Source organism: Geodermatophilus sp. SYSU D00742 (assembly GCF_054049935.1).
Window position 1 is genome coordinate 58,962 of sequence record NZ_JBJGYJ010000012.1, and the last position, 13,762, is coordinate 72,723.

A 13,762-nucleotide genomic window follows, 5' to 3' on the forward strand; every position below is an offset into this window, starting at 1 on the left:
GGGCGGGCACCCTTCCGCGCGGGACACGCCACCGGGGCCGCAGGCACGCCGGGCGTCGGCGAGGAACTGTCGTGACCCGGCCGGCTGCCGGGGGCGCCGGCGGCCGCTCCGCCGCACCGCGCCTCTCGCCTCCCGCACCGCCCCGCGGCCGCGCCGCGCCGCTGTGCGCCGTCCTGGCCGGGCTGCTCGCCGCCCCACTCGTCGGCCTGGCGCCGGTGCCGACGGCCGCGGCCGCGCCCCGGGAACACTCGCCGGTCAGCGAGGACGACGCCACCGACGCCGCCCGGCCGGTCCAGGTGGAGCTCACCCGCATCGACCCCCGGACCCTCGCCCCCGACGCCGTCGTCACCGTCGGCGGCACCCTGACCAACACCGGCACCGAGGCGCTCACCGGCCTCGAGGTCCGGCTCCAGCGCGGCGAGCTGCTCCAGAGCCGGGCCGAGCTGCAGGCCACCGACGCCGACAGGGACCCGATGACCGACGTCGCCACGCCGTTCCAGGCCGTCCCCGGGGAGCTGCCCCCCGGCGGGTCGATCGCCTTCGCGCTCACCACCACCGCCGCCGAGCTGCAGATCGACCGGGACGGCGTCTACCCCGTGCTGCTGAACCTCAACGGGGCCGCCGCCGACGGCGAGCGCCGACGGGTGGGCGAGCTGTCCACCTTCCTCGTGCAGCTCCCGGCACAGCCCGCCGCCGCGACCGGCGTCGCCTGGCTGTGGCCGCTGGTGGAGCGCACCCACCGCGACGCCACCGGCCGGTTCGCCGACGACGGCCTGGCCGAGGCCGTCGAGGACGGCGGCCGGCTGGACCGGGTCCTGGCCGCCGTCGAGCGGCTGCCCGAGACCGCGCCGCCCGAGGGCGGGGAGCCCGAGCCGGTGGTGCAGGTCACCCTCGCCGTCGACCCCGCCCTGGTCGAGGAGCTGGAGCTCATGGCCGCCGGGCCCTACGACGTCGCCGGGCAGGACGGCGCCGGCCAGGGCACCGAGGACGCCGCCGGGTTCCTGGACCGGCTGCGCTCGGTCGCCGCCGACCACCCGGTGGTGGCCCTGCCCTACGGCGACGTGGACGCCGACGCCCTCACTGCCGCCGGCCTCCCGGACGTGGTCACCCGCAGCCTGCCCGGCACCCCGGACGGGACCGCCCGGGACGACCCGGACGCCCCCGTGCCCGCGGCCACGGGGGAGGCCGCACCCCCGGCGGCGGAGGACGACGACGCCACCGGCGCCGGCGCGGAGATCCTCCGCGACGCCCTGGGGATCGAGCCCCGCACCGACCTCGCGTGGGCCGTGGGCGGTTCGGTGCGCGCCGACACGGTGGCGACCCTGCAGGCCGGCGGGGTACGGGAGCTGGTGCTCTCCCCCGACGGCCTCACCGACGGCGCCGCGGCCCTCGGGCTGGACGGCGGCGGCGCCGCGGCCCGGACGACGGTGCCGGTCGACGGCGGCGGGGTCGACGCCCTGGTCGCCGACAGCGGCCTCAGCGGGCTCGTCGGCGCGGACGCCCGGGCCGCGGGCGGTGCGCGGGTCGCCGAGCAGCGCTACCTGGCCGAGCTGTCCCTGCTCGCCCTGCGCACCGGTGCCGACCCGGCCGGGCAGACCGTCCTGGTCGCCCCGACCCGCGAGGTCGACCCCGACCCCGGCGGCGCCGCGGCCATGATGGCCGCCTCCGCCCAGCTGCCGTGGCTCCGGCCCGCGACGGTGGCCCAGCTGGGCGACGGCCCCGCGGCGGCCACCGGGGAGCTCGGGTCGCCGGATGCGCCGGGTGGGCTGGAGGCCGCCGGGGTGGCCGACGTCGTCACGGCGGTCGGCGTGCGCGACGACCTCGCCGGTGCGGCGGTGGACGACCCGGGCACCGTCCTGGCGCCCTACGACGCCGCGGTCGCCCGCGCCGTGTCCGCCGCCTGGCGGGACGACCCGGCCGGGTTCGACGCCGGCGCCGCGGACCTGCTGGCCACCCTCGGCGGGCTGCGGGAGCGGGTGACCCTGCTCGCGCCGGCCGACGGCACCTACAGCCTGGCCTCGGGCGACGCCCCGCTCGTGCTCACCGTCCGCAACGACCTGCCGTTCGCCGTCCGGGTGCTGCTGCGGGTGCAGCCCAGGGGCAACGCCGCACTCACCGTCGGCGACATCGGCGCGCAGGTGCTCACCCCGGGGGAGCGGACGACGCTCCAGGTGCCGGCCGAGGTGAGCCAGTCCGGCCGCTTCGGCGTCGTCGCCACGCTGACCACCCCCGACGGCGGCCCACTGGGCGACCCGGTGGAGCTGCAGGTGAAGAGCACCGCGTACGGGTCGATCTCGCTGTTCATCACCATCGGCGCCGCCGCGCTGCTGGGGCTGCTGTTCCTGCGCCGCCTGGTGCTCTTCCTGCTCCGCCGCCGGCGCGGCGCCGCCGCCGACGCCGTCGAGCAGCCGCAACCCCTGCCGCCGACGCGGAGCCCGGTGTGAGCGCGGCCGGTCGCGGCGACGGGCCCGTCGAGGAGCGGCGCCGGGTCCCCCTGCCGCCGGTCCCCCCGACCTCGCGGCCCGGTACCGGACGACCGGCGGGCCCGCCGCCGGTGCCCGGACCCGGCACGCCGCCCGCGCTGCCACTGCCCCCGCCGCCGTACCCGCGCCGACCCGCGTCGGACCGCCCCGCACCGGCGGCACGACCGGCGCCCCCGGCGCCCGCAGCGCCCGCAGCGGCCCCGGCGCCCTCGGCCCCCGCCCCGGCAGCGCCGGCCGCCGCACCGTCGTCGACCGCGCAGGCCCGGCCCTCCGGCCCCCCGCGGGCCCGGCGGCTGCCCCCCGTGCCGCCGCCGCGCCCGCGTGCCGCGCGCTGGGTGCCCGGGCCGGACGACACGCAGCTCATCCCGGTGCTGCCCGCGGTGCCGCGCCCCGTCGACGAGAGCGACGAGGACGTCGAGGCGCGGGAGGGGGCGCCGGGCGCCAGCCGGGGCATCCTGCGCGCCGCCGGGACGATGGCGGTGGCCACCCTCGTCTCGCGGGTCACCGGCCTGCTCCGCACGATGGTGCTCGCCGCCGCCCTGGGTGTCGGTCTGGTCAACGACGCCTACAACACCGCCAACACGCTGCCCAACATCGTCTACGAGCTGCTGCTGGGCGGCGTCCTGACCTCGGTCATCGTGCCGCTGCTGGTGCACGCCCAGGAGCGCGACCGGGACGGCGGCACCGCCTACGCCCAGCGGCTGGTCACGATCGCCGTGGCCGGGCTGGTGGTCGTGACCGCGCTGGCCGTGGCGCTGGCCCCGGCCCTCACCGCGCTCTACGGCATCCAGGGCGACGCCGAGCAGGTCCGGCTGGCCAACTGGCTGGCCCGCATCCTGCTGGTGGAGATCGTCTTCTACGGCGTGGGCGCCCTGGCGCAGGCGATCCTCAACTCCCGCGGGGTGTTCGGGCCGCCGGCCTGGGCGCCGGTCCTCAACAACGTCGTCGTCATCGCCACCGGGATCCTCTTCGTCGCCGCCGCCGGGCCCGGCGAGCTCACCCCGGCCACCATCACCCCCGGCCAGGTGTGGCTGCTCGGCGTCGGCACCACGCTGGGCATCGCCGTGCAGGCACTGGTGCTCCTGCCGCTGCTGGGCCGGGCCGGGGTGCCCCTGCGGCCGCGCTGGGGTCTGCGGGACACCGGCCTGCGCGAGGCCGGCACGCTGGGCCTGTGGGTGATCGCCTACAGCGCGGTGAGCGCGGTCGGTGTCGCCGTCGCGACCCGGATCGCCAACGCGGCCGGCCGTGCGGACGGGCTGGGCTCCAGCGCCTTCGCCATCGCGAGCCTGCTGTTCCAGATGCCCTACGGGATCATCGGTGTCGCGCTGCTGACCGCGCTGCTGCCGCGGATGAGCCGGGCGGCCGCGCGGGCCGACGTCCCCGGCGTGGTGCAGGACCTCGGCCTCGGCACCCGCCTGTCGGCGCTCGGCCTGCTGCCGGTCACCGCCGCCCTCACCGTCCTCGGCCCCGCGCTGGCGACGGTCGCGTTCGCCCGGGGCAACACCAGCGTCGCCGAGGCCCAGGCCATCGGGGCCGCGCTGGCCGTCGGCGCCTTCGGCCTGCTGCCGATGGCCGTCACGCTGCTCCAACTGCGCGTCTTCTACGCCATGAAGGACGCCCGCACGCCGACCCTCGTCCAGCTGGGCATGGTGGCCGTGCGCGTGCCCCTGCTGCTGCTGGTCCCGGTCGTCGTCGGCCCCGAGCACGTGGTGGCCGGGCTGATGCTGGTCACGAGCGTCACCTACGTGGCCGGGTGGGTGCTGGGCCACGTCGCGCTGAGGCGGCGGATGGGTGCCCTGCACGCCCGCGAGACGCTCGGTCCGGTGCTGCGCATCGCCGCCGCCTCCGCCGTCGCGGCCCTGCTGGGCTGGGGCACGGTGCGGGTGACCGAGGACGCGTTGGGCTCGTCGCTGGCGGGCTCGCTCGGCACCCTGCTGATCGGTACCGTGGTCATCGGCGTCGTGGCCCTGGCAGGGCTGGTGCTCACCCGAGTTCCCGAGGTCCGTGAACCCCTGGCCGCCGTCAGGGCCCGGTTGGGGCGCGGGTGACCACCCCCGCGACGCCGTCGCCGGGGCAACCCAGCCGCCGGCCGGGAGTGGACTGGGGGTCGGCTGCGTCGATGACGTCCACGACCACCGGTCTCCCCGACCGGTACCGTCCGCTCGACGAGGTCGGTCCTGCCGAGAAGACCGCCACCGGCGTCATCCGCTGCTGGCGCGCCAAGGACCGCATCCTCAACCGCGACGTCGCCATCCGCGTGCACACCCCCGGTGGCGCCGCCGCCCGCGACTGGATCACCCGGGCGCTGACCGCCGGCGGGCTGGCCACCCCCGCCCTGGCCATGGTCTACGACGCGGCGGAGGGCAGCGGTGGCCCGGCCCCCGGTGGCGCCGCCTACGTCGTCAACGAGTGGATCGAGGGGCAGACCCTCAGCGAGCGGCTGACCGAGGGCCCCATGCCCGACCGCGAGGCCCGCACCGTCCTGCGCCGGCTGGCCGAGGGGGTGGCCGAGGCGCACCGCGTCGGGCTGGCCGTCGGCGGGCTCACCCCCGAGACCGTCGTCCTGCGGCCCAACGGGCTGGTCGGCCTGCGCGCGGTCCCGGCCGCCACCGGCACGATGCAGGGCGACATCGCGGCGCTGGGCGAGCTGCTCGAGTACTGCGTCACCGGCCGTCGTCCGGGCGAGGGGCCCGTCCCGGGGCGCGCACCGGCCATGGCACCCGACCTGGCCGCGCTGGTGCGCCGCGCCCGCTCCACCGAGCCCGGCGCGGGCCTGTCCAGCGTGGCGGCGATGGCCGCCCTGCTCGCCGAGCGGCCGCGCGGGCACGTCTCCGAGCCGGTGCGCGGCACCGACGAGACCGACAGCGGCTGGCTGCGCCGGCTGCGGGAGCGCCGGGACGGCGACGCGGACGACGTGGGCGACGACCCCGCGCCGACCATGAACGCCACCGGACCGGGCGCCCCGCGACGCCTCGACGCCCGGGGCCGCCCGCCGGTGCCCGCCCCGCGCACGGACGACGCCGAGGAGGACCTCCTGCCGCTGGCCGGCGGTTTCGGCGTCGACGAGGACGACGACCACGGGTACGACGGGGACGCCGCGTTCCACCCGGAGGACGGCGACGAGCCCTCGCCCGCCCGCCGCCGGCTGCTGGTCATCGGTCTGCCGCTGGCCGCACTGGCGATCGTCGTCGCGCTCGCGTGGTGGTTCGGCTCCAGCGTGCTGTCGGTCGCCGGGTCCGTCGACGCGGAGAACGCCGGGGCGCCGACCCCGCCGGCCGGCACTGCCCCGGCCGAGGACGACGGCGCCCCCGCCACGGAGGGGCCGCCGGCGACGATCGTCGACGGCACCGTGCTGGACCCGGGCGGCGACGGCGAGCCGGAGAACGCCGACGACGTCCCGCTGTCGTTCGACGGCGACCCCGCCACCGCCTGGTCGACGCTGACCTACCGCGGCTCGCCGGCGTTCGGCAACCTCAAGGACGGCGTCGGCGTCGTCTACGACCTCGGCTCCGAGCAGGCGCTGGCCGGCGTCTCGCTGACGACCACCACCCCGGGCGCGTCGGTCGAGGTGCGCGTCGGCGAGCAGCCCGACGACGACCTGGAGGCCTTCGACGTGGTCGCCTCCGGCGAGCTGGACGAGACGACCGACCTCTCCTTCGACGAGCCGGTCACCACGCGCTACGTACTGGTGTGGATCACCGGTCTGGTGCCCTCCGACGACGGCTTCTCCGCCGACATCGCCGAGGTCGCCCCCCAGCCGGCCGGCTGACGGACACCCGGCCGGGCTTCCGCCGGCTGGAATGCGGCCCTGCTCACGGGGGAATGCGGCTCCTACGATCCACGTTGTGCCGCCCGTGACCTCAGACCACCCGACCCCCGGCCCCGCTGTGACCACCGACGGGAACCCCGCGATCCCGCCGGCCGAGCACGACGGCGTCCGAGACCTGATCATCATCGGGTCGGGCCCGGCCGGCTACACCGCCGCCATCTACGCCGCCCGAGCCAACCTCCACCCCCTGGTGTTCGAGGGCTCCCAGTTCGGCGGCGCGCTGATGACCACCACCGAGGTCGAGAACTTCCCCGGCTTCGCCGAGGGCATCCAGGGCCCGCAGCTGATGATGGACATGCGCCAGCAGGCCGAGCGCTTCGGCGCCGAGCTCGTGGCGCGCGACGTCAGCGAGGTCGACCTGACCGCGGAGCCGAAGATCGTCAAGGTCGGCGACGAGGTCCACCGGGCCCACGCCGTCATCGTCGCCACCGGCTCGAAGTACCGGTACCTGGGTCTGGACAACGAGGCCCGCCTGCTCGGCCGCGGCGTGTCCGCCTGCGCCACCTGCGACGGCTTCTTCTTCCGCGACCAGGACATCGTCGTGGTCGGCGGCGGCGACTCCGCCATGGAGGAGGCGACCTTCCTCACCCGCTTCGCCAAGACCGTCACCGTGGTGCACCGCCGGCAGGAGCTGCGCGCCTCGAAGATCATGCAGAAGCGCGCCCAGGACAACGAGAAGATCCGCTGGGCCCTCGGCAAGCAGGTCACCGACGTGCTCGGTGGGGACACCGTCTCCGGCGTCGAGCTCACCGACGTGGAGAGCGGCACGACCGAGACCGTCCCGGTCACCGGCGTCTTCGTGGCGATCGGGCACGACCCGCGCAGCGAGATCTTCGCCGGCCAGCTGAAGCTGGACGAGGAGGGCTACATCCAGGTCGAGCACCCCACCACCCGGACCAACATCGACGGGGTGTTCGCCTGCGGCGACGTCGTCGACCACATCTACCGGCAGGCCATCACCTCGGCCGGGACCGGCGCCGCGGCGGCGATCGACGCCGAGCGGTACCTGGCCGAGGCCTTCGGCGAGCGCTGAGCGCGTTCGCCACCGGGTGATCCAGGGCACCCCGCGACCAGGGGCATAGACGGCGGGTGCCGTCGGTTACCCCTGCCGGGCCACATCCCAGCCACGAACCACGAGGAGAACGACCATGGCAGGCAACACCGTGACGGTCACCGACGCCAGCTTCGCCGACGACGTGCTGGGCAGCGACAAGCCCGTGCTCGTCGACTTCTGGGCGGAGTGGTGCGGGCCGTGCAAGATGGTCGCTCCCGTCCTCGAGGAGATCGCCGCCGAGCACGGCGACAAGCTCACGATCGCCAAGCTGAACATCGACGAGAACCCCCAGATCGCGCGTGACTACCAGGTCATGTCGATCCCGACCATGACGGTCTTCCAGGGCGGCAAGCCGGTGAAGAGCATCATCGGGGCCAAGCCGAAGGGCGCGATCCTCTCGGACCTCGCCGACTACATCTGAGGAACACCCCTCCGCAGGGGCGCTTCGAGGGCCTCCCCGGCCACCGGCCGGGGAGGCCCTCGCGCGTCCGGGTGCCCCCCGGCGGGCCGCGGCGGCGGCCGAGGACCACAATCGACCCACGATGGGAACCGACAGCCGCATGCACCCCCTGGGCCCCGGTGACCGCGGCCCCGCCGTGGCCGACGTGCACGCCGCTCTGCGGGCGCTCGGCCTGCTGCCCTCCGGGGACGGCCGCACCGAGGACGGAACACTCGAGGACGCGGTCTACGACCCGGCCACCGAGCTCGCCGTCCGGCACTTCCAGCAGGTCCGGGGCCTGTCCGTCGACGGCCGGGTGGGGGAGGAGACCTACCGGGCCCTCTCCGAGGCCCGCTGGTCGCTGGGCGACCGGCTGCTGCACCACGACCCCGTGCGGCCCATCCGGGGGGACGACGTCACGAACCTCCAGGACCGCCTGCACGAGCTCGGCTACGACGCCGGCCCGGTGGACGGCGTCTTCGGGCCCGAGACGGAGGTCGGCCTGCGGGCCTTCCAGCGCGACTACGGGCTGACCTCCGACGGCACCTGCGGGCCGGCCACCCTGCGCGCCCTGCGCCAGCTCGGCCGCAAGGTCACCGGTGGCCGGCCGCAGCTGCTGCGGCAGAGCGCCAGCTTCGTGGAGAGCGGCCCGCACCTCATCGGCCGGCGGATCGTCATCGACCCGGGGCACGGCGGGTCCGACCCCGGCTTCACCGCCGGGGAGACCACCGAGGCCGACCTCGTGCTCGACCTCGCCTCCCGCATCGAGGGCCGGCTGGCGGCCGCCGGCGCCACCGTCTACCTCACCCGTGGCCGGGACCAGAACCCCACACCGGCCGAGCGGACCGCCTTCGCCAACGACGCCCGCGCCGACCTGTTCCTCTCCCTGCACATCGACGCGTACCCCTCCGAGCACGCCCGGGGGGTCGCCAGCTACTACTACGGCACGGGGTCGGGGCCGTCGTCCACCGCCGGCGAGCAGTTCGCCAACCTGGTGCGCCGCGAGGTGGTGGCCCGCACCGGCCTGCTCGACCTGGGCTCGCACCCCAAGACCTGGGACCTGCTGCGGATGACCCGCATGCCCGCGGTCCGCATGGACTGCGGCTACCTCTCGCACCCGGTCGACCGGCTGCTGCTGCTCGACGCCCGGCTGCGCAGCACGGTGGCCAGCGCCGTCCTCGCCGCCGTCCAGCGGCTGTTCCTGCCCGCGGAGGCCGACCCGCCGACCGGCACCTTCGTCCTGCCCAGCCGGGTGTGAGGGGACTGGTCCGTCCTGTTCGCCGTGTCCGCGGCGGATCGCTCCCCGTCGCTCCCTACACTCGACGGGTGGTCACTCTCCCGCCCGGCACGCCTCCGGGCCCCGGTGTGAACCCCCACCCGGCTCCGCGCCACCCGCGGCTGGACCCGCTGGCGGACCGGTACGCAGCACGCACGCACGGGATGAAGAGCTCGGAGATCCGCGCGCTGTTCTCCGTCGTCAGCCGGCCGGAGGTCGTCTCGCTGGCCGGGGGCATGCCCGCGGTCACGGCGCTCCCGCTCGACGCCGTCGGCTCGATGATCGGCGAGCTGGTCTCCGGCATGGGGGCCCAGACCCTGCAGTACGGCTCCGGCCAGGGCGACCCCCGGCTGCGCGAGCGCATCTGCGACGTCATGGCGCTCGAGGGCATCACCGACGCCTCGCCCAGCGAGGTCGTCGTCACCGTGGGCTCCCAGCAGGGGCTGGACCTGGTGACCCGGGTGTTCTGCGACCCCGGTGACGTCGTCTTGGCCGAGGGGCCGTCGTACGTCGGCGCGCTCGGGGTCTTCCAGGCCTCCGAGGCGCGGGTCCGGCACGTCCCGATGGACGACGACGGCCTGATCCCCGAGGCGCTGGAGCAGGCCCTGCTCGAGTGCCGGGCCAACGGCGACCGGGTGAAGTTCCTCTACACGGTGCCCAACTACCACAACCCGGCCGGCGTGACGCTCTCCGAGCCGCGCCGGCAGGCCGTCATGGAGATCGCCGAGCGATACGACCTGCTCGTGATCGAGGACAACCCCTACGGGCTGCTGGGCTTCGACCGCGAGCCGATGCGGGCGCTGCGGGCGCGCGACAGCCGGCGGGTCATCTACCTGGGCTCGTTCTCCAAGACCTTCTCCCCGGGTCTGCGGGTCGGCTGGGTGCTCGCGCCGCTCGCCGTGCGGGAGAAGCTGGTGCTGGCCACCGAGGCGCAGGTGCTCTGCCCGCCGTCGCTCACCCAGTACGCGGTCGCCCGGTACCTGGACACCCAGCCGTGGCGCGAGCAGATCAAGCACTTCGTCGAGCTCTACCGCGAGCGCCGCGACGCCACGCTGGAGTCCCTGGAGCAGCTGATGCCGGCCGGCACCACCTGGACCCGGCCGGACGGCGGGTTCTACGTGTGGCTCAAGCTGCCCCACGGCCTGGACGCCAAGCTCATGCAGCCCCGCGCGGTCAACGCGCACGTCGCCTACGTGCCGGGCATTGGCTTCTACGCCGACGGCAGCGGCCGGGAGTACATGCGGCTGTCCTACTGCTACCCCGAGCCGGACCAGATCCGCGAGGGCGTGCGCCGGCTGGCCCGGGTCATCGAGGCGGAGCTGGAGCTGCACTCCACCTTCGGCGCGGTGGACACCGGCGCCTTCCGCGCCGTGGCGCGGCCCACCCACGAGGCCGAGAACATCGTCGGCCCGGCCAACAGCGACACCTACGAGGACGGACGCGCATGAGTGAGTCGGCCGCACCCGCTGCGGAGCCCACCGCGACCCCGCACCCGCTGCGCGCCGTCGTCCTGGCCGGTGGGCTGAACTTCGAGCGCGAGGTCAGCCTCTCCTCCGGCACCCAGGTGTGGGAGGAGCTCACCCGCGCCGGCGTGGACGCCGAGGTCCGCGACGCCGACGCCGAGCTGCTGCCGGGACTCGCCGCCTCGCCCGCCGACGCGCTGTTCATCGCCCTGCACGGCGCCACCGGCGAGGACGGCGCACTGCGGGCGGTGCTCGACCTGGCCGGCGTCCCGTACGTGGGCTCCCCGGCAGCGGCCTGCCGCCTGGCGTGGGACAAGCCTGCCGCGAAGTCGGTGGTGCGGTCCGCGGGTGTCACGACACCGGACTGGGTGGCGCTGCCGCACAGCACGTTCCGCGAACTGGGCGCCGGTGCGGTGCTCGACCTCATCGTGGCGCGGCTCGGCCTGCCGCTCATGGTCAAGCCGGCATCGGGCGGCTCCGCGCTCGGAGCGCAGAAGGTCGCCCGGGTCGAGGACCTCCCGGCTGCGATGGTGAGCTGCTTCGCCTACGGGGACACCGTGCTGGTGGAGCGCTTCGTCGACGGCGTGGAGCTCGCGCTGGCCGTCGTCGACCTGGGGGAGGGCCCCGAGGCGCTGCCGGCGGTGGAGATCGCGCCGGAGTCCGGTGTCTTCGACTACACGTCGCGCTACACCCCCGGCCTGACCGAGTACCACGCCCCGGCGCGGGTGCCCGACGAAGTGGCGGCGAAGGCCGCGGCGCTCGCCGTCCAGGTGCACCGGGTGCTCGGGCTGGCCGACCTCTCCCGCACCGACGCGATCGTCAGCCCCGACGGCGAGGTGCACTTCCTCGAGGTGAACGTCTCCCCGGGGCTGACCGAGACGTCGATGTTCCCGATGGCGGTCGAGGCGGCCGGCCACTCGCTGGGCGACGTCCTCGCCCGCCTGCTGACGCGCCGGGCGACGTCCACCCGCTGACGGAGGACCCCGTCGTCCCCACCCGTCGCGGGCCCGGGGGCGGCGCCCACGCCGGGCGCGTGCAGAACGACGAGGGCCGGGTTCCGTCACTGACAGAACCCGGCCCTCGTCGTCGGTGGCGGCCTCAGTCCTCCGGACTGCGCCCGTTGATGTCCGGGGCCATCTGGCCGATGATGCGCTGCAGGTCGTCGACCGAGCCGAACTCGACGACGATGCGGCCCTTGGCCCGGCCGATCTGGATCTTCACCTTGGTCTCGAAGGCGTCCGACAGGCGACCGGCGAGGTCCTCCACCCCCGGGGCACTGATCCGCCGGGCGCGCCGCCTGGCCGACGGCTGCTCGGCGGCGGCCATCGCGACGGCCTCCTCGGTGGCCCGGACCGACAGCCCCTCGGCGACGATCCGGGTGGCCAGCGCGTCCTGGGCCTCGGCGTCGGCCAGGCCCAGCAGCGCCCGGGCGTGCCCGGCGGAGATGACCCCGGCAGCCACCCGCGTCTGCACCTTCACCGGCAGCTTCAGCAGCCGGATGGTGTTGGTGACCTGGGACCGGCTGCGGCCGATCCGGTTGGCCAGCTCCTCGTGGGTCGCGCCGAACTCCTCCAGCAGTTGCTGGTAGGCCGCGGCCTCCTCGAGCGGGTTCAGCTGGACACGGTGGATGTTCTCCAGCAGCGCGTCACGGAGCAGGGCGTCGTCGGTGGTGTCCCGGATGATCGCCGGCACGGTGTCCAGCCCGGCCGCACGCGAGGCGCGCAGCCGGCGCTCACCCATGATGAGCTCGTAGCCGCCCTCGCTCCGCTCGCGTACGACGATCGGCTGGAGGAGGCCGAACTCGCGCACCGAGTGGGTGAGCTCCTCCAGGGCCTCGTCGTCGAAGACCTGCCGGGGCTGCTTCGGGTTCGGGACGACGTCGGTGACGGCGACCTCGCGCAACTGCGCCCCGGGGACACCGACCGCGGCCTCCTCCCGCTGCCGCGCCACCGTCTCCGCCGCCTGCGCCGCAGGCGGCAGCAGGTGCACCGGGGCGGCAGTCGGGGCCTCGGCAGGCGCCGGCGCAGCGGTCCCCGCGCCGTCGCCGGCCCCGGTGTCGGGCAGCGTCGGCTGCTCGACGGGCGGAGCGCTGGTGGGGATCAGTGCCGCGAGCCCCCGGCCCAGGCCACCGCGCTTGCTCATGCTCGCTCCTCAGGGGAAGGGGGGACGGGCACGGTGGCCGCGTCGGTGTCGGGGAACGCCGTGCCCAGGGGCGCCGGGGGAGCGGCGGGCATCCCGGGGCCCGAACGGGAGGCGAGGGGCGGCAGGGAGACACCCCGCTCGGCCAGTTCGCGGGCGGCCTCCACGTAGCTGGTGGAGCCGCGCGAGCCGGGGTCGTAGGTGAGCACCGACTGGCCGTAGCCCGGTGCCTCCGAGACCCGCACGTTGCGGGGGATCACCGCGTCCAGCACCAGCTCGCCGAAGTGGTTGCGGACCTCCTCCGCCACCTGGTCGGCGAGCCGGGTACGCCCGTCGTACATGGTCAGCAGGATGGTGCGGACGGCGATGCCCGGGTTGAGGTGCTGGCGGACCAGGTCGATGTTGTTGAGCAGCTGCCCCAGGCCCTCCAGCGCGTAGTACTCGCACTGGATGGGGATGAGCACCTCGTCGCCGGCCACGAGTGCGTTCAGGGTGAGCAGGCCGAGGGACGGCGGGCAGTCGACCAGGACGTACTGCGGTCGCTGCTCGGGCGGGAGGGCGGTCAGGTACGCCTCGATCGCCCGGCGCAACCGGTACTCGCGGGCCACGACGGAGACCAGCTCGATCTCCGCGCCGGCGAGGTCGATGGTCGCGGGTACGCAGAGCAGGAGGGGGCTGGCCGTCGTCGGGTGGACGACCTCCGACAGCGAGCTGTCACCGACGAGGGCGTCGTACACCGACGGCGTCCCGACGCTGTGCTCCACGCCGAGGGCCGTGCTGGCGTTGCCCTGGGGGTCGAGGTCGATGACCAACGTCCGCAGACCGTAGAGCGACAGGGCCACCCCGAGGTTGACCGCCGACGTGGTCTTGCCGACGCCACCCTTCTGGTTGGCGATCGTGATGACCCGGATGCGACCCGGCCGCGGGAAGGGCTCCTGGTTGGCCGCGTGCAGCACGCGGGTCGCGCGCATGGCCTCCATGGCGATCGGGCTGTCGAAGTCCGCTCCGGCGCCCGCCTGGTCGGCGGCGAGACTGCTCCGCAGCCGCTGGCCCGGGTCGGTCATCTCGGGTCCTTCCTG

10 protein-coding genes are annotated in these 13,762 nt (G+C 75.6%); 8 read left to right on the forward strand and 2 right to left on the reverse strand.

Going from position 1 to position 13,762, the window contains the following annotated elements; translation table 11 throughout:
* The first annotated feature begins 71 nt into the window (after positions 1-71).
* The 8 genes from ACI78V_RS10575 to ACI78V_RS10610 all read left to right on the forward strand — a co-directional run bounded on the left by ACI78V_RS10575 (position 72) and on the right by ACI78V_RS10610 (position 11,518).
* A complete protein-coding gene (locus tag ACI78V_RS10575) occupies positions 72-2,444 on the forward strand; it encodes a DUF6049 family protein (RefSeq protein ID WP_456850857.1) in 2,373 nt (790 codons plus the stop codon).
* A 341-nt stretch (positions 2,445-2,785) separates the two neighbouring features.
* Positions 2,786-4,531: a murein biosynthesis integral membrane protein MurJ gene (murJ, locus tag ACI78V_RS10580; protein ID WP_456850858.1), complete on the forward strand. Its 1,746-nt coding sequence runs from the start codon at positions 2,786-2,788 to the stop codon at positions 4,529-4,531.
* Positions 4,532-4,602: 71 nt separating this feature from the next.
* Complete coding sequence (locus ACI78V_RS10585) at positions 4,603-6,252, forward strand: hypothetical protein (RefSeq protein ID WP_456850859.1); 1,650 nt, start codon at positions 4,603-4,605, stop codon at positions 6,250-6,252.
* Between the two features lie 118 nt (positions 6,253-6,370).
* A complete protein-coding gene (gene trxB, locus ACI78V_RS10590; protein ID WP_456850860.1) occupies positions 6,371-7,345 on the forward strand; it encodes a thioredoxin-disulfide reductase in 975 nt (324 codons plus the stop codon).
* A gap of 115 nt (positions 7,346-7,460) precedes the next feature.
* Entirely contained in the window at positions 7,461-7,787 is a 327-nt protein-coding gene (trxA, locus tag ACI78V_RS10595; protein WP_456850861.1) for a thioredoxin, read from the forward strand.
* 121 nt (positions 7,788-7,908) lie between these two features.
* The gene (locus tag ACI78V_RS10600; protein ID WP_456850862.1) at positions 7,909-9,063 is read left to right on the forward strand and encodes an N-acetylmuramoyl-L-alanine amidase; all 1,155 of its coding nucleotides are present in this window, start codon (positions 7,909-7,911) and stop codon (positions 9,061-9,063) included.
* Between the two features lie 68 nt (positions 9,064-9,131).
* Positions 9,132-10,529 (forward strand): aminotransferase-like domain-containing protein, encoded by a 1,398-nt coding sequence (locus ACI78V_RS10605; RefSeq protein WP_456850863.1) that lies wholly within the window; start codon positions 9,132-9,134, stop codon positions 10,527-10,529.
* Positions 10,526-11,518 carry a D-alanine--D-alanine ligase family protein gene (locus ACI78V_RS10610; protein ID WP_456850864.1) on the forward strand — a complete coding sequence of 331 codons (993 nt, stop codon included), beginning with the start codon at positions 10,526-10,528 and terminating at the stop codon, positions 11,516-11,518. The genes ACI78V_RS10605 and ACI78V_RS10610 overlap by 4 nt, the downstream gene beginning before the upstream one ends.
* Positions 11,519-11,642: 124 nt before the next feature.
* Here ACI78V_RS10610 and ACI78V_RS10615 read toward each other — a convergent pair whose 3' ends face one another.
* Positions 11,643-12,686 (reverse strand): ParB/RepB/Spo0J family partition protein, encoded by a 1,044-nt coding sequence (locus tag ACI78V_RS10615; RefSeq protein ID WP_456850865.1) that lies wholly within the window; start codon positions 12,684-12,686, stop codon positions 11,643-11,645.
* The gene (locus ACI78V_RS10620) at positions 12,683-13,747 is read right to left on the reverse strand and encodes a ParA family protein (RefSeq protein WP_456850866.1); all 1,065 of its coding nucleotides are present in this window, start codon (positions 13,745-13,747) and stop codon (positions 12,683-12,685) included. The genes ACI78V_RS10615 and ACI78V_RS10620 overlap by 4 nt, the downstream gene beginning before the upstream one ends.
* Between the last annotated feature and the right edge of the window lie 15 nt (positions 13,748-13,762).

Coding starts and splice junctions, on each gene's coding strand:
- ACI78V_RS10610 (WP_456850864.1), top strand. CDS start 10,526: ATGAGTGAGTCGGCCGCACCCGCTGCGGAGCCCACCGCGACCCCGCAC.
- trxA (WP_456850861.1), top strand. CDS start 7,461: ATGGCAGGCAACACCGTGACGGTCACCGACGCCAGCTTCGCCGACGAC.
- ACI78V_RS10585 (WP_456850859.1), top strand. CDS start 4,603: ATGACGTCCACGACCACCGGTCTCCCCGACCGGTACCGTCCGCTCGAC.
- ACI78V_RS10620 (WP_456850866.1), bottom strand. CDS start 13,747: ATGACCGACCCGGGCCAGCGGCTGCGGAGCAGTCTCGCCGCCGACCAG.
- ACI78V_RS10615 (WP_456850865.1), bottom strand. CDS start 12,686: ATGAGCAAGCGCGGTGGCCTGGGCCGGGGGCTCGCGGCACTGATCCCC.
- ACI78V_RS10600 (WP_456850862.1), top strand. CDS start 7,909: ATGGGAACCGACAGCCGCATGCACCCCCTGGGCCCCGGTGACCGCGGC.